This window comes from Paenibacillus jamilae (assembly GCF_050482105.1).
In the GTDB taxonomy this organism is placed as follows: Bacteria; Bacillota; Bacilli; order Paenibacillales; family Paenibacillaceae; genus Paenibacillus; species Paenibacillus jamilae_B.
Genome location: NZ_JBCNHI010000015.1, coordinates 124,058 through 140,279 on the forward strand (window position 1 = coordinate 124,058; position 16,222 = coordinate 140,279).

The 16,222-nt window shown below is 45.1% G+C and carries 18 protein-coding genes; 10 read left to right on the plus strand and 8 right to left on the minus strand.

Annotated features, from left to right (window positions below; all coding sequences use genetic code 11):
* The first annotated feature begins 299 nt into the window (after positions 1-299).
* From ABEW32_RS12830 to ABEW32_RS12840, 3 genes are all read left to right on the plus strand, one after another.
* Positions 300-488 (plus strand): hypothetical protein, encoded by a 189-nt coding sequence (locus tag ABEW32_RS12830; protein ID WP_007428354.1) that lies wholly within the window; start codon positions 300-302, stop codon positions 486-488.
* A gap of 105 nt (positions 489-593) precedes the next feature.
* A complete protein-coding gene (map, locus tag ABEW32_RS12835) occupies positions 594-1,376 on the plus strand; it encodes a type I methionyl aminopeptidase (RefSeq protein ID WP_430188215.1) in 783 nt (260 codons plus the stop codon).
* Positions 1,377-1,560: 184 nt separating this feature from the next.
* Complete coding sequence (locus ABEW32_RS12840; RefSeq protein WP_430188489.1) at positions 1,561-2,073, plus strand: GNAT family N-acetyltransferase; 513 nt, start codon at positions 1,561-1,563, stop codon at positions 2,071-2,073.
* Here ABEW32_RS12840 and ABEW32_RS12845 read toward each other — a convergent pair.
* Positions 2,062-3,327 (minus strand): DUF438 domain-containing protein, encoded by a 1,266-nt coding sequence (locus ABEW32_RS12845; RefSeq protein WP_430188216.1) that lies wholly within the window; start codon positions 3,325-3,327, stop codon positions 2,062-2,064. The two genes, ABEW32_RS12840 and ABEW32_RS12845, sit on opposite strands and share 12 nt — an antisense overlap.
* 14 nt (positions 3,328-3,341) lie before the next feature.
* Complete coding sequence (locus tag ABEW32_RS12850; RefSeq protein WP_430188218.1) at positions 3,342-3,569, minus strand: DUF1858 domain-containing protein; 228 nt, start codon at positions 3,567-3,569, stop codon at positions 3,342-3,344.
* Between the two features lie 236 nt (positions 3,570-3,805).
* Between ABEW32_RS12850 and ABEW32_RS12855 the strand changes: the two genes are divergently transcribed.
* The 7 genes from ABEW32_RS12855 to ABEW32_RS12885 all read left to right on the plus strand — a co-directional run bounded on the left by ABEW32_RS12855 (position 3,806) and on the right by ABEW32_RS12885 (position 9,780).
* Positions 3,806-4,525, plus strand: a complete 720-nt coding sequence (locus ABEW32_RS12855; protein WP_430188491.1) for a hypothetical protein — start codon at positions 3,806-3,808, stop codon at positions 4,523-4,525.
* A 42-nt stretch (positions 4,526-4,567) separates the two neighbouring features.
* A complete protein-coding gene (locus ABEW32_RS12860) occupies positions 4,568-4,972 on the plus strand; it encodes a GntR family transcriptional regulator (protein ID WP_430188219.1) in 405 nt (134 codons plus the stop codon).
* Positions 4,973-4,977: 5 nt separating this feature from the next.
* Entirely contained in the window at positions 4,978-5,943 is a 966-nt protein-coding gene (locus tag ABEW32_RS12865; RefSeq protein WP_430188221.1) for an ABC transporter ATP-binding protein, read from the plus strand.
* Complete coding sequence (locus ABEW32_RS12870; protein ID WP_430188222.1) at positions 5,940-6,842, plus strand: ABC transporter ATP-binding protein; 903 nt, start codon at positions 5,940-5,942, stop codon at positions 6,840-6,842. Before ABEW32_RS12865 ends, ABEW32_RS12870 begins: the two co-directional genes overlap by 4 nt.
* Positions 6,835-8,154: an ABC transporter permease gene (locus tag ABEW32_RS12875; RefSeq protein ID WP_430188223.1), complete on the plus strand. Its 1,320-nt coding sequence runs from the start codon at positions 6,835-6,837 to the stop codon at positions 8,152-8,154. Before ABEW32_RS12870 ends, ABEW32_RS12875 begins: the two co-directional genes overlap by 8 nt.
* Before the next feature lie 833 nt (positions 8,155-8,987).
* Positions 8,988-9,302: a hypothetical protein gene (locus tag ABEW32_RS12880; protein ID WP_430188224.1), complete on the plus strand. Its 315-nt coding sequence runs from the start codon at positions 8,988-8,990 to the stop codon at positions 9,300-9,302.
* Positions 9,303-9,444: 142 nt separating this feature from the next.
* Positions 9,445-9,780 carry a hypothetical protein gene (locus tag ABEW32_RS12885; protein ID WP_430188226.1) on the plus strand — a complete coding sequence of 112 codons (336 nt, stop codon included), beginning with the start codon at positions 9,445-9,447 and terminating at the stop codon, positions 9,778-9,780.
* 636 nt (positions 9,781-10,416) lie between these two features.
* Here ABEW32_RS12885 and ABEW32_RS12890 read toward each other — a convergent pair.
* The 6 genes from ABEW32_RS12890 to aiiA form a co-directional block, all read right to left on the minus strand.
* Entirely contained in the window at positions 10,417-11,028 is a 612-nt protein-coding gene (locus tag ABEW32_RS12890) for a TetR/AcrR family transcriptional regulator (RefSeq protein WP_430188227.1), read from the minus strand.
* A 132-nt stretch (positions 11,029-11,160) separates the two neighbouring features.
* Positions 11,161-11,352, minus strand: a complete 192-nt coding sequence (locus ABEW32_RS12895; protein WP_430188229.1) for a hypothetical protein — start codon at positions 11,350-11,352, stop codon at positions 11,161-11,163.
* 29 nt (positions 11,353-11,381) lie between these two features.
* Positions 11,382-12,770, minus strand: coding sequence for an amidase (locus ABEW32_RS12900; protein WP_430188231.1), 1,389 nt, complete (start codon positions 12,768-12,770; stop codon positions 11,382-11,384).
* 45 nt (positions 12,771-12,815) lie between these two features.
* The gene (locus ABEW32_RS12905) at positions 12,816-13,592 is read right to left on the minus strand and encodes an MFS transporter (RefSeq protein WP_430188232.1); all 777 of its coding nucleotides are present in this window, start codon (positions 13,590-13,592) and stop codon (positions 12,816-12,818) included.
* A complete protein-coding gene (locus ABEW32_RS12910; protein ID WP_430188233.1) occupies positions 13,570-14,139 on the minus strand; it encodes an MFS transporter in 570 nt (189 codons plus the stop codon). Before ABEW32_RS12910 ends, ABEW32_RS12905 begins: the two co-directional genes overlap by 23 nt.
* 14 nt (positions 14,140-14,153) lie before the next feature.
* Positions 14,154-14,912, minus strand: a complete 759-nt coding sequence (gene aiiA, locus ABEW32_RS12915) for a quorum-quenching N-acyl homoserine lactonase AiiA (protein WP_430188493.1) — start codon at positions 14,910-14,912, stop codon at positions 14,154-14,156.
* Between the last annotated feature and the right edge of the window lie 1,310 nt (positions 14,913-16,222).

Sequence of the window (16,222 nt, forward strand, 5' to 3'; positions counted from 1 at the left end):
TAAGATATACCTCCATACAGCAGCTAATGGGGAACTCCAAAATGATATGAAGCGTAAAAGATAGGTAAAATCAATGTAAATTTACTGGAAAGCTGAAAGCTGTATCTGAATATGGTATAATGGGGTAGTGATTCAGCCAAAAGAAAATCGGTTAATAATAGTGTCAGGTACATGTCTTGCATAAGACATTCCCGACCTAAGCTGCACTAGACATACTACTTCACTGCATAAGTACATCAATACTTTTCGGCATTCTCTTCAACGGAGCACTTATTTTCAACGTTTTGGGAGGGAGTTACATGGCAACGAAAGGTCACAATGAAGTTAAGGAAAGTCTGCGGGAAATGACTCGAATTTTCCGGCCTAAGGATCCCAAAAAATTTGTAAAGGAATATGTGCGAAAATACCGGATAACAGGAGGGTATGAGGAAGAGTTGACCATGGTGGTGGAAAACGAACTCGGCCGCATCAATTCTTCAGTATCTTAAAGGGTTTGCTAATCCGAACAACTAGAAATACGACTTTTATAAACCGTCTTTCCCTAGAGGAGACGGTTTTTTTGTGTCCGTCCTGCATACAATGGGATAGGTTTAGTGAATTTGTATGCTCAAAGGAGGCGGATTCCAATAGAAATAGCAATACGAACACCGGAGGAAATCGGCTATATGAGAGAGGCCGGACGTATTTTGGCAGATTGCCATCGTGCGCTGGAAAGTCGTATTCTTCCGGGAATCACAACGCTTGAAATCGATGCTTGGGTGGAGCAATTTTTAAGCAAGCGTGGAGCTACGCCTGAACAAAAGGGCTATAAGGGGTTCCCTTATGCGACCTGCGCTTCGGTCAATGAGGTGGTGTGTCATGGCTTTCCCTCGGAGCGGGTACTTCATGATGGGGATATTGTGACCATCGACATGGTGGTCAACAAGGACGGATGGCTGGCTGACCGGGGATGGACGTACGCAGTGGGTAACATTAGCCGTCCGGTAGCAAAGCTGTTGCGTCAGACTCATAAGGCACTGATGCGAGGGATCGAGGTTGCCCGCCCCGGCAGGACATTAGGCGATATCGGGCATGCGGTCGAAAAAACGGCAGGCTGGCGACGGTACGGTAACGTCAAGACCCTGATCGGGCATGGAATCGGCCGCCAAATCCATGAGCCGCCTGACGTTCTCCACTACGGTCGTGCTAGAACGGGATTGCCACTGCGCGAAGGGATGGTGATTACCATTGAGCCGGTATTTACCCTCGGACCCGAAGGCGCGGTGCTCTGGGGGGATGATGGTTGGACTATCAGCACAGCAGACGGCAGTTGGGGAGCTCAATATGAGCACACCATTGCGATTACAAAGAACGGTCCTTATATTTTGACCTCATAAAAGAGTATTGTGCCATAGGGAGTCCAATGTACGGGTCGTATGCATAAGACTCTCTTGGTAAGTTTTTTTAGGTCGGCATATCCGCTTCACCAAACAATGAGCTTCTTGTTATAGATCATAGCTCGAGATTCGGATCGTCAGTATAATAGGAGGCACAATATTGGAAACTAGGAGTGGAAATCACATGATGATCAGGGAAGCGATGATATCAGATGCCGAAGATATTGCCAAGGTGCACGTAGACTGCTGGAGAACGACGTACAAAGATATCATGCCTGCCGAGGTTCTGGAGCGGCTTTCCTATGAGCAAAGAACAGAGCTGTGGAATGCGAATCTATCTACTAATGACGGTCATCTCGTATATGTGGCTGAAAATGAGAAGGGAGAAATTGTCGGATTTGTGAGTGGAGGCCCGGAAAAGTCAGGGGAATATCCCCCGTATGGGGGAGAGATAATGGCTATTTATGTTTTGAGTGAATACCATAGTTTAGGGCTCGGCAAGAGACTATTTCTGCGTTTGCTTCAACATTTTGATAGTATGGATATTCACTCTGTCATGGTGTGGGTGCTGGCAGATAACCCAGCGTGTACTTTTTACGAGAGGCTGGGGGCCAAACTTATAGTAGAGCAGCATATTATAAATATGGGCGGCAAAAATCTGAACATGGTAGCTTACGGCTGGCTGCTATTCGGATAGAATACGCTTTTGTCCTTCCAAGGCGCGAATAGGAGCGATATTTTGTGTGAATTCTAGCGTCCCCAGATAGCGTCCTTCGCCATCACGAATGGCAAAGTAGCGAATGTAGACAAATTTGTCCTTGATTGGAATCCAAAAATCTTCAACATCCTTGCGACCGGCCTTAAAATCCTCCAGCAGCTTCTCAACGACATGCACACTTTGCGGCGGATGGCAATTTTGTACGGTACGGCCAATGACGGCCTTTGTACGGGCAAAGATCCGTTCTTTACCGTGAGAGAAATAGCGAACAACATCATTTTCATCGATAAAGGTCAGGTCTACAGGCAGATGATTTAACAGCAGTTCCAATTGTTGTACAGATACAATTCCTGTCTCGAAGCGTACGAACCCTTGCGGAGTACCCGAAGTGGAAGTGTCTTCTGTTTGCTCAAGGGCCTCTATAGGGTCTTCTGCCCGTTCAGGTATCCATTCACGTTCAGGAGCGGTCAGGCAGAAACCAATTTCCTCGCTTTCCCGGGCTATTTTCAGCCACTCATCCTCGGTCAGCTTACTGAGTGCCATCGGCAGCAAAATATTCTCTTCCTTGAATATCATTTCATTCACTTCGCTCATGATATGGGCAAGTGCCTTCCCAATCTGTTCACGATCTCCGTTATATTCGGTGAGCAGCTTCTTCGCATCCTTGATTGCGGCGCGAATGCCGTCGTCCACTCCCCACATTACTTTGGTCGGGCCGAATATTCCATAACGTTCTAGATAAGGAAAGACCAGATTTTCTTTACGGCTATAGTGTTTGTCGAGATCCATTAGCAGACTTAAATCCTCCAGCAGCTTGTATATAATCTTAGGACTGTCGTCCTTTTGAAATTGCTCTGCATGAAGTGCCAGCTTAAAGTTGACTAACCGTTCAATCTCACGATTTTCCAGCTTGAAGGTGTGAACAGGATGCCCGGGTTGTTCCTCCGGTCCCGAAGGACGGTGTATATCCTCAATAGAACCCTTGAATATCGACGTATGAACGGAACAGAGGCGTTGGACTTCTGACACCGGGATTCCCTCCTCGGTCATCAAGGCATGCTCCATCGCTGAAATTTCTGCCACGCTTACTCCGCCAACTGCCTCTGCAAAACGAGCTTTGACTTCCTCCACGCTTTTCCCGGCATGTAGCTCTTTTATAATTTCCTTCAGTGTTCTTTGACGCTCTGTTAATTCCTGTGCTGTATGTTCACGGTTGTTAATTAGCTCGCTCATGATCGTTAACTCCTTTATTTTTGAATGGTAAAACCATGTTGCATAAACGCCTGCTGCACAGTTTCCATACCTATTTTCTTCAACGCGATTCCCTTAGACAGTGTCATAAAACGTCCTGCGGTTTGGAGCATGCCGGGCTTGGCAATATCGTGAAAACCCAGTTCTACCATAATGTCTTTCACTTCAGGATAACGATTAACAAGGTTAAATATGGACTCATCCCAATGCAGTATTTTATCCAATTGCTCATCCCCTCGATTGAGAACGTTTATCATTTACAGAGTAGCATAGGTCCAAACGAGCTATTGTGATTGTACGCACAATTTTGTTCAGGTAGTTGACAACGGTAAATCCTGGTTTATATACTGTGTATAAAGATATATACAGTAATAACACTGAACACTGTTATAACACTTCGAATGAAGAGCGAACGAGGATGTTATTACACAGGCAGTGCAGAAGGGATCAGGATAAGAAAATGACGATCATGAAGCAGGCATGGATGATTACCCGTCAGGATTTTCAAAAGAATCCATATGCAGCACTATGGACGTTGCTGTTTGTTGCGTATTTGGGATTTACCATGAGTTTTGCGGTAAGTGTGCAATGGGGTGAGCATGCGGCCTTGAGTCCAGTAGCTGACTTCATCATGCTGGCGTTGATTCCGTTTTTGGGGTTCTTTTATAACCGTCGAGCGTTCAAATATTTACAGGAAGATTCTTATACGCACATGTTAGCCTTTTTCCGCACCTTGCCTATACCGATGAAAGCAGTGATTATAAGTCGAATTCAACAGGCGGTGTTGGCATTTGTTGTGAATAGTGTGATATTTTTTGCTCTTTTGTTTACGTTGTCAGGTACGCTTCGGGTATATGCCAGCACAGGTTTCTTTGCATCGTTTGCTCTGACCTGGATAGGCTACGGAATGCTCATTCAAGCTATTTATATTCATTTGGAATTTCTGAAAAAAGGAAAAGAGTACTTCTGGCTATCCATTGTGATCATGATCATGTGCGGAATAGTTACGATTATAGTTCGAGCATGTGGGACCAATCTGGTATCGATAACGGCATCTTACAGTAAGGAATGGCTGCTGTTATCTCCGGTGATGTGGGGAGCATTGTTAGCAGGAGTTCTGGCTATGTCAGTGTCCTATCGGGTGACACAGCGTAAGCTCATGAAACGGGACTTAACTTAGTCGTATGTGTACAAAAATAACAACAAAAAGGGGGGAAAGCAGGTGAATATTCCAGTGCAAATTGATGAGAATAGTGCGGAACCGCTGTATGCGCAGATTGAAAAGCAGCTTCGTTCGCTCATTGTAACCGGACAGATTGCAGCGGGAACGCTGCTTCCCTCCATTCGTGAGTTTGCGGGAACGCTCCGTTGCAGTGTAATCACGGTCCGGCGGGTTTATCAGGATTTGGAGAACGAAGGCTTGCTACGTACCCGGCAGGGAACGGGCACCTTCGTAGCTCTGGTTGAGGATGATATGCGCTCAGGCTACCGCCTTAAAGCGGTGACTGAGGCAATGGAAACGGCGATTGCCACAGGCATCGCTGTACAGATGACAGAGCAGGAATTATTGGAGCTTTTTGCAGAAATGGTGAAAAGAAGGTATGAAGTAGTCCAGGTGAAGGAGTGACAGCTGTGAACAATCATGTGGAAGTTCCTACGCAAATACAGAGGAAAGCACCAATTATTGAGATGAGCCAGGTCTATAAAACCCGAGGGAACCGGAATATTGGACCGATTAATCTAACGGTTGAACCAGGATATGTGGTCGCTTTGGCTGGACATAACGGATCAGGAAAAAGCACATTGATTCATTTGCTGACTCAGCTTGTTCATCCGGATGCCGGTGAGATTCGCTGGTTCGGTCAAGCATATCCTGACGGCATGCCGGCAGATACACGACAATGGGTTGGGTATATGCCAGAACAGCCGGCTCGCGAAGAGGATCGATTAACGGCAGAGGCAGCAGCGGCTTTTCGAGCATTGTGGTATCCCGGCTGGGATGAAGCGCGTTTTCAGCGTCTAATGGAATGCTTTCAGGTTCCAGCACATACGAAATTATCACGTATGTCCAAGGGACAGCGCCGAAAGTTTGAACTGGCGGCTGCCCTGGCGCCGCACCCTCGTGTGTTGCTGCTGGATGAGCCTTCATCGGGTTTAGATCCTTTTGCCTGGAAACTCATGCTGGAGGAACTGCGGGATTGTATGGAGAACGGCAAAACGACGATCATTATTGCTACCCATGTCATGGACGAGATCAAGCGTTTGGCGGATTATATTGTCTTGATGCATGATGGTAAGCTGCTTGGCAAGCTGGAAAAAGACCATCTGCTCGAGAATAGCAAGGAAATATGGTTTGAAGGTACACCAGAGGAGGCATCGGAGCTCCCGGGGGTTGTAGAGACGGAGAGTGAAGGGAATCTGCAACGAATCGTAACGCTGGCTGCCGGGGAGACCAGTGCCATATTGGAACAAGCAGGTATTCGACCCATCCGGGTGCGGCGTCTGGAGCTGGATGATATTTTAATACATTGGTCTGCGGGACAACTATCAGCGAATGCAGATACATTCATGGAGAAGGAAGGGGTAAAGCAATCATGAGCATGCTGCAATTGGAAAAGGTCGTGAAGCAATATGGGAATCATACGGCGGTAAACGGAATATCGCTGAATGTAAACGGCGGTGAGATTTACGGACTGCTGGGAGGTAATGGAGCAGGCAAAACGACAACGATGCGCATGGTGCTCGGTCTGATTTACCCTGACGGGGGAAGCATCCAATATGAAGGCAAGCCCTACAGCAAGGAGCTTCAGCGGACGATGGGTTATTTGCCCGAGGAGCGTGGACTGTACCCCAAGGTGAAGGTGAGCGAGCAAATTAACTATTTGGGCAGGCTGCGCGGAATGTCGGCCAAGGAAGCAGACAAAAGTCTACGCTACTGGCTGGAACGCTTTGGAGTACCAGAATATTACGACAAGCGGATTGAGGAGCTATCCAAGGGAAATCAGCAAAAAATGGGTTTTATTGCGGCTGTTGTGCATCGCCCAACGCTGCTCATTTTGGATGAGGCCTTCAGTGGGCTGGACCCGGTGAACGTCGAATTGCTCAAGGAGACGGTGAAGGAGCTGCGGGATGAAGGTGCTGCGATTTTATTCTCAACTCACCGCATGGAGCATGTAGAGGAGCTGTGTCGACATATTACGATTTTGCATCGCTCGAATACTGTAGTGCAGGGAAGTGTGCAAGAGATTAAGGGCCGCTACCCACGTGAAAAAGTTCGCCTCATCACTACTGGTGAAGTGAATGGACTGGAGCAGCTGCCTGGCGTGCGCCGTGTAGAGCATATGGATCGGGGCTGGATGCTGCATATTGAGCAGCCGGATGCGGCGAAGTTAATTTTGCAAACAGCGTTGGGGCAAACGGATGTGGAGCATTTTGAGATCAAGGGACCTACGCTCAACGAAATTTTCATAAGAGAGGTGGGGGATTCCCATGAATAGATTGGGTACGGTAATCGGATTTACGTTTCGTCAGAAGGCGAGGACCAAATCCTTTATCATTACGACACTGGTATTGGCCTTGCTCATTACGCTGGGCATGAATCTGCCGTATTTGATTTCTTTGTTTAAAGGAGAAGGGGCCGGAGGTTCCGGCACGGCGGCAGTCGAACACCAACGCTTGGGTCTGATTGCCGGGAACCAGACAGAAGTGGCTAATCAGTTGGAGCGATTCACCAAGGAGCAGTCCAACCCGGCAGCCATTTGGGTACGTTATGACAGTGTACAAGCGCCGGCAATGCAGCAAGCCTTGAACAACGGGAAGCTACATGGTTACGTGCAGTTCACGGAGCCTGCCGCCAAGGGAGACACGTTTCCTAAAGTGGAATACGTCTCTGTAGCAAAAGAGCCATCTCCGGCTGTAATCACATTGGTGCAAACGGGACTTCAGGAGGCAAAGGTCAAGGCTATTGTGGGTGACAAATCGTTGACCAGCGACCAAATCAGGGAAATTAGTACGCCTGTAACGGTGAACAGCAGGGAAGTAGACAGTCCGTCTGAGGCAGGGGGACCTGCGGGGAAAGAGGAAAAAGCGACCTCCATGATTAACTATGGTTTGGTCTATGTATTGATGATTTTATTCTTCACCTCTTCCATGATGACGGGGAATATGATCGCCGCAGAGGTAACATCGGAAAAAAGCTCACGGATCATGGAGATCCTCATCACAAGCGTGTCGCCGTTGACCCAAATGTTTGGGAAGATTATTGGCATCTTCCTGGTAGGTCTGCTGCAAATTGCCGTTTTCGCAGCCGTTATGTGTGCCAACCTCATGCTGCCGCATAATAATGTAATTCTTAGCTCGGTCGGACTGGATTTGTCGCAGCTGAACATCGCGGTGCTCGGCTATGGTCTCATATTTTACATCCTCGGCTACTTTCTGTATGCAGTGCTGTTCGCCGCAGTGGGCTCCATTGTTAGCCGTACTGAGGAATTGGGGCAGGCCATTATGCCGATTACCGTGCTGTCACTGGCAGCCTTTTACATCGGAATCTTCAATATTGCCGCACCTGATACGATTTTCATTAAGGTGGCGGGATACATTCCGTTCTTTTCTCCGACCGTCATGCTGCTACGCATCGGGCTGGAACGGGCGAGTCTACTGGAAATTTGGCTATCCCTAGCCATTCTAGTTGCTTCCATCCTATTATTTGGCTGGCTGGCCGCTAAGATTTATCGCACGGGTGTCTTAATGTATGGCAAACGACCTTCATTCAAAGAGCTAAGAAAAGCGATGAAGGCTTATAAGATTTAATGAGTTTTTGAAGGACTTGTGAGTAACGGTAATAATTGAGACTGATTTGGTTGATAACTGAGACATTTTTGGGTATATGTTTGAGACATTTTTAAACCAGTAGAAACAAAACCCCTTGTTTCTATTGGTTTTTTTGTGTTTCTATTTACTATATATATCCTATATATGCGAACATAGGGTGTTATTGATATCAAATTCAAAATAAGGATCATAATTTATAATTTTCGTAAAGGTGGTTTGGTTTTTTTAGTCAGAAAAACAAACGAACCGTTGAGTATGAGTCATTATCCGAACGTCTCTTTTACTACTATCTCGAATTGGATACAGAAGTGATTCGTTATTATGTACAACCAGTTGAAGTGTCTATCTTTGAGGAAGGGCATGAATGGTTCCATGTTCCTGATGTTTTGGTTTTTAGGCAAGGGCATATTCCATTACTTTATCAAATAAAACTGGAGCCCAAAGAAGAACGAAACAATGATCGAACAGAATTGTGTAATAAATATTGTAGAACATTCGCATCAAAAAAGGATTGGGTATATCAAGTAGTTTTCGCAAAAACACTTCCGATATCTCTGTCCCGTAACCTTAAGTTTTTGAAAGGTTTTTTAAAAGAGAGAAAGTACTATTCACAATGGTATAACCCTGTTATCTATCGACTTCAGTGTATTTGGGTCTTGTCCAGTTGACCATCTTGCCTCCACATTCGTAAACAATACAGTTCCCCTCATAATTAAACGATTGATTTATCACCTCATCGCAAAAGGAACATTAATCACCAATCTCAACGAGGTTATTTCATCCCGTAGCATAATATCACTAAACACACACAGGTGAACCCCCAAGTAGAAAAAATTTTTACTGATTTAGTGAATCACCCGACTTTTGTACCGGAAGCCTCGATGAAACTTGAGAAGCAACAAGAGAAGAAGTCATACGATAATGTACTTGCAAAATTAGATCCGAAAAAAAGAGACGAGGTCAGTAAACGTTTTGATCTGATACAGCCGCTGATTTTACTCGAAAAGATAAAGAATGGTAATATTCAAGCCGTGTCAAAATTTAATGATAAATATAAGGAACTTCTTCATGAGGATGAAGAAGTGTTTAAACTTAAGCAAGAAGAGTTAATCTCTAAAATTGTGTGAAAAAGTATGGCGGATCCAGGGCAACTATTATGCACCTTTTGGCAAATTATAGAAAATACGAAAACGCATCGATATCCAGAGGACTTGAGGGATTAATATCAAATAAAGGAAGAGGATACACAGGAAGAAAGATAACAAAGTGATGACAATTTGCCATCCAGAACGGCAAGGAATTGTACTGGATACTATTCTTGTCCATCTTACTGATAAGCAAATTGAAATATTAAAAGAAAGTCTTGAAAGGGACTACTTAAATAAATATCGTGTATCGAAAGCAACAATACATAGATTAGTAGAACGAAGAAGCCATTCAACCCCGGTACCCATGGGGTGGCACGACATAGCAACAGGTCTCTCTCAATTATTGCATTATTATTGTCAAGGCCGTATCGGTTATTTACATTTGATCATCAAGGAAGCCTATCGACTTCAAAAGGTTATGATAATGATTTTTCCAATTATCAGAATATTTATTTGACAGTAGACACACTGAAACAAGCGAAGATTAATCTGTCTTGGAATTCGACCTATACCATCATCAGGTGAAGCTTTATCCAGTTACGTAATGCGCTGCTCACAAGCTAATTATGTGGAAATTCTTGATCTAAATGTAGCTATTAAATGCCCGAAGTATTACTGTATATCCGTAAGGAGAAAGATAGACTAAATTTTAATAAAATCCCCAAGTGCTGTACAAATCTCTTCAACTGCAATATTGGAATACATAAGATGAAAACCTGCTTGTTCTCCATGGATTCTCAGGCTACTAAGCCTGCTGCTACGAAGCCTACAGGAAGTAGACGAAAGAGCGCTGCTGATGATAAGAAGACCGAATAAGGAGAGCGTGCCATGGAAGTCCGATCTGGACAATTCGCATAGCAGCCATTGGCAGAAAAAAAGGGTTGTCCCATAAGTCATAAAAATGACTAGGGACGTCCTGTTCTCCAATTGTAAAACAATAAGAAACCGTTCCTGGGTAAAATGGAGGTACCACCCGACCATTTGAAAGGATATGGTTTCTTTGTACATTCAATATACCATTATGAGATAAAAAGAGGAGTTACGCAGGACCATCCCTCATCCATGTTATGTGGCTTTGTGGCCAGCCCCTCAATTAATGTCTATTAGCTCTTAAACCTTCAATAAATATGCGGTGTAATCCATCAAGAACTCGTTGGCTTGTAAAGCCTTCATCTTGGAGAGGGTAATCGATATTGTGAAGCACGGCCAGCAGGGCTTCAATAGTATATGAAATGTCCACCCCGGATACGTCTCCCTGTTCAACGGCCTCATTTAGCAGATTTCTGCTTATATTGCGCATCCATTGACATAACGGAGATTGTAACGGACGATGCCCGGTAGAGGCCCGGCTGACCTCACAGAGCCAAGGAACTTTCGCCTCTAAAAAAGAGACATATCTTACGATTACATGGTAAAGCCGATCCAAGGCAGCGGTTTCTGGGGATTGATCAAGAAATGCTTGAACTTCATCAAACAAAGGTTGGTATTCTTCATACGCGATCTCCTGACATATGTCGCCCTTATCCGAGTAGCGGCGGTATAGGCTTGCTTGTCCTACTCCAGCAGTCTTCGCAATCTGATGCATATTGACATTTTCAACACCGTTTTTGATGAAAAGTTCTCTAGCCGCCCCCAAAATTCGTCTTCGGTTTAACTCCTCTCTGGGAATTTTCAGAGAGACAGATTGCGATTCTGAATTCACCATAAACATCTCCCTTCATCATTAATTTAACTGTTATTTAACACGAAAAACGGACATGTTGTCCGTCTTCATAATTATAATACATTTCGTGAAAAATTAAAAATACATTCATTTGGGTGACCGATGAGCTTTTTTTTATTTCTTGGTATAGTGCTTTTTGTAAATTGGAGGCAAATGCGGTTCAATGCCCGATAGGTCCAGTTCCTTTAAACTTGCGATCGTATGAATAAACTGCTCGTATGCTTTTTTCTTGTCGCTCGTCGTATCTGTTCCGGTTTCGGTTGATGCTTTCCTGCTAATTTCAGAGTTAAGTTGCTTTTGATCCATAGATTACCCTCCATCAAATATAGTCAGGCTTACAAATCCGGATGTCTCTTGTGCCAGTCTGTATTCATTTCATAAGTATTGCCGATACCTAGTACTGTCGCTTCTTCGAAGGGGCGGCCAATCAATTGCATATTAATCGGCAGACCGGAAGGTGAGAAGCCGCAAGGCATGCTCAGGCTAGGCAAGCCAGTCAAATTGGTCGGAACCGTAAATGAGTTCAATCTGAATACACTAGCATCATCATCTGCACGCGGCGCAGTGATCGGTGTTGCCGGCGTCAACAAGATGTCGATTCCGGACAATGCATTCAAAAAATCATTGACGATTAGTTGCCGGGCCCGCTGAGACTGAAGGTAAATGGAAGCCGGGATATCTCTACTGCTTTCAAGAAACATTCGGACGTCCGGTCCATACTGTTCCAATTCTGTCTCAAGCCACTTCTCGTGGTACGAGTACATTTCCGTCATCATAATGGCCATCGTCGCACTTCTAACATGTTTGATCAGGGGCAGGCTAACTTCGATGATTTCTGCTCCCAGTTCTCGGAATTTATTGATAGCGGCCTTCATCGCAGCTTCCACTTCCGGCATCAAATCCTCGTAATAGTAGCTTGTCGGCAATCCGATACGCACACCCCTAAGACCATTCGGATACATCTTGATACCTGGCGCAGGCAGATCGACAGTCGATTCATCCTTTGGATCGAAGCCAGACATCACATCCAAGCACAGGGACGCATCCATGACACAGCGGGTCAACGGGCCCGGGTGGTCCAATGACCAGGCCATTGGAATGATACCATACCGACTGACCCGACCATACGTCGGCTTCATCCCTACGACACCGCACAAAGCAGCGGGTATGCGGATCGAACCTCCGGTATCCGAGCCTGTGCCCAGATAAGTAAGTCCAGCCGCTAAAGCAGAAGCCGAGCCGCCGCTTGAACCTCCCGTTACAAGTTCAGTGTTCCACGGATTGAGGCAAGGGCCGAAGTGCGGGCTAGTTGTTGTCAATCCCGCAGCGAACTCGTGAGTCTGTACTTTGCCTAGCAGAACTGTTCCAGCCTCATGTAGCTTAGCTGCAACCGTCGAATCGTAATCGGGGACGAAGCTGTTCAATATTTTTGAACCGGCAGTTGTTCGGATCCCTTTAGTGTAATATAGATCCTTATGAACGATGGGAATCCCGTGAAGGGGCCCTTTGTACCGACCATGCATAATATCGCGTTCCGATTGCTTCGCTTGTTCAATCGCCAGTTCGGACGTTTGGGTAACGAAAACGTTCAGTTTCGGATTCAAACGTTCGATGCGGTGAAGCGCATGTTCTGTAATCTCTACCGGGGATATTTTCCTTGCTCGGATCCCCTCGGCCAGCTCATGAATAGCAGCAAAGGACAGTTGGAAATTTAATTTACTCATCTATTCATCCTCCGTATCTTTCCGACATGTTGTAAGTCTACCAAACTAATTACCATAGCTTCCGCTAGGATTTGCTTTTCTTGCGAATAAGTATGTCAGGATTGCCAACAGGGAAATGGTAAAATAAACAACAAAAAAAGGCATCTTTAGATCAATCAGTCGGCCGACCAGAGCCGGGCCGAATGCTCCGCCTAGGAGATAGGCCAGTGTGAAAATACCCATCCCCACACCCAGCTCAGCCGAACGGAGTGTCGTCGAAACTAAATTGCTGCTAGAGGTGAGGACACCGTTGAATCCAATCATAAGGATAATGATCAATAAAGCGTCGATCCATGGCGGCAAATGTACGGATACCCCTAGTAGTATAAATCCGCTGATGACGAGACTTTGCGATATGACAAGCACGCGGGAGCTTCCGAAACGATCTGTCCAACCTCCGATCCGGGATCCGAGCAAGGCTGCACAGGCGGCACCGGGAAGCATCAGCAGACCGATTTTACTAGTTGGTAAATGAAAGGAATTCTTCATCATGACAGGAAGAGTAAAGGTTAACCCCGTGTTGCATATGAAGGTAAGGAATCCAATCCCTAGAATTCGTCGGTAAGGAGCATTTTTCATGAAAGATGCATCGATAAATGGATGTTCTTTTTTCTGAATATGAGTACCGAACCATAGAAAAACTGCTGCTCCTGCAATGAGCATAAACCAATAGTTCGTAACTCCTAGCAATACCAACGCCAGTCCCGCGGAGAACAAAACAGCTCCGAGTAAATCGAATGAACCGCGGTCGTGTTTCTTGTCAGGAACATACTTGAATATCATAGGGATAACAAATAGGCTCAGACTGGACACGATGAACAAAGCACGCCAGCCAAAGTATTGCTCCACGAAACCGCCGAACACAGGCCCGAAGCCGGAAAGCAAAGGCAATTGTGGCGGATAAGGTTCCCAGCACCCGTCCCTTGACTGTAGGCTTAAAATACAGGGTTACTGCCGCATAAGACAGGGGAGAGATGGATGAGGCCCCTGCTGCCTGCAGCAGTCTTCCAATGATGACTTGCAAGTATGAAGCTGCAAAAAAGCCGATCATAGAGCCGAAAGCTAAAAGGATTAAACCAATGACATACAGCTGGCGAAAGGAAAAGGACTCCGTTAACTTGCCGTAAGTACCGGCGCCGATAGCCATCAAAATGCTGTAACCGACCATAACCCAGCTCACCTGCGAGGAGGTCAGGGCAAAGTCAGCGGAAATCGAAGGTATAGACAAATTAAACATGGTCATATTGATGTTTCCGAAAATAATGAGCAAGCAAAGGGTCCCCATTAATTTCCGCTCATTGCCGGATAAAGCCATTGATTGAGTATCCATAGCCTGTCCCTCCATTACAGGAAGTCAGGAAAGGTGCGGCATTTTTGCGCCTGATCTCTATCGTGCCCCAAGAAAACATAGGACGGCCGAACATCCTGAATTAACTCCTGCATGCGAGTAATCGATTTGGTAGCCATCTCTTGATCGAATGTCAAGAACGGTACGCTATTCTCGAAGTTCTCCCGAGTATAAGCAACATCAATTGTCAGTAGCACTGGACCCGACTTTTCCGTTGTGACAAGGACTGATTGATGGCCAGGGGAATGACCCGGAGTGAATAAAATTTGAACCCCCGGAATCAATTCATGGTCACCCTCAATGATTTGATATTGTAAATCAGGCAGCCTGCACTCTAATGGAGAGTAATCCTCATTGTTTATGGTCGCATCATACTCGGCCCTTTGAATAAGGATCGGCGTATTGCGGAAATGCCCGTTTCCCCCAGAATGATCCAAGTGTAAATGGGAGCTAATGACCATTTGAATATCGTCAGGTCGATAACCGACACGCTTTAACACATTTACGATCGAGTCGCCGTCAGACATGTTGGGGACGACGCGCCCTTCACGTCTAGTCCCCTTGTAGTAATCGGGATTGTTGATAAAAGCGTCGGGCATTCCCGTATCGATGAGTATCGGCCCGCTGGTCGTTTCCAATAGAAAAGACCACACAGGCATTCCGACTAATTTCCCGGGGGCAAGGGTTTGATTAACTGCCGATTGATCTAGGAAACATTCACCTACAGGTAAAAAATACAACCTTTTGATATACATCCCAGTTTCACCCTTCATATTATAAATTCGGACAGTTTGTCCGTTTTGGTTTTGATTATAACGGACAAATTGTCCGATGTCAATTTGTCATCGGCGGTTGGGCTTCGGCAAAAGCCTTACACCTGCAACAATACGCCAAGCTAAAGAATGTCGCCTAGGTGGAGTGCAAAGAAACAACGGGGCTGCGTTAAAGCCGCAGTGTACAAAAACCAAGGGGATCGCAATTGATAAGTACTCAGTGGGAAATTGAAACGCTCATCATGTTATTGGACAAGAATTTGATAAAGTTGTCGTTGTAATAAACGAGCGTTTTTATACAACGATTCTGGGCAGCTTTTGTCTACTAGAGAAGTGGGGGTACCTCCCTATCGTATGGACAAAATGCTGTACCAAATGCTAACGAGAGCACGACAGGAGATTACTGTTGTAATCTATAAAAACAAGGATATGCTGAATGCCTGTTTGAAGATAATGGGCTTAAAATGATTGATTGTAGTCAGGAGATAACAATGTTTCGGTTCAGCCATCAATCCAGCGGGAGAAAATTTTTAGAGGTAAAGATTGATTGAATAACTGCTACGGGCTGTGGAGTCGATCAGCTATTTACGGCTATTTTCGGTGGGATTAATACGATAGAAATTTATATCGGAAAGGTTAAATCACCAATGGAGTTTCAGTGTCGGATTAGAAATACAATCAAATATGCTCGTGAAAAAGGATATCTTAATTGAATACACTTCCGGCATATTGACGCAGGTATGAGTTACGGTAATACATGAGACGAATTTGGCTATACTTTTTTTGGTATATGCTGAGACTTTTTTAGCCGGGCAGATCGCCTACAGTTTACTCAAACGGATGTTGTGTCGCTGTTGCGGTTCAGGTAGAACCAGTAGCTAAAAGGAATCTACTGGTTCTCATTTCTCTTCACAGTTATAGAATGACGAGTGATCATATTAGGGTGTGATTATGTTATTGTTGGAGGATAAGTCTCAGTTATAAAGCAAGAAAGTATCACTTATAACTAGAAATTTTAGGGAGGTAAGAATAACTTTTATCTCAAGTATAGCCATTACTCATAGAACTTGTGAGTAACCATTATAGTTGAGGCAAATGTAATTAATTGATGAGATTTTTTGCAATCCATGTTTGAAACAGAGTGGAAGTCTTGATTCATCAGAAGTACCGATGGATCAAGGCTTTTCTTACTGAAGAATAAAGGCTATGCCGTCGTACGTAAATAAACAGTCACTTCAAAAAGATGAGTCGCTTGGCTCGTCTTTTTTTTGTTTTGAATGATTCAAGTTCTC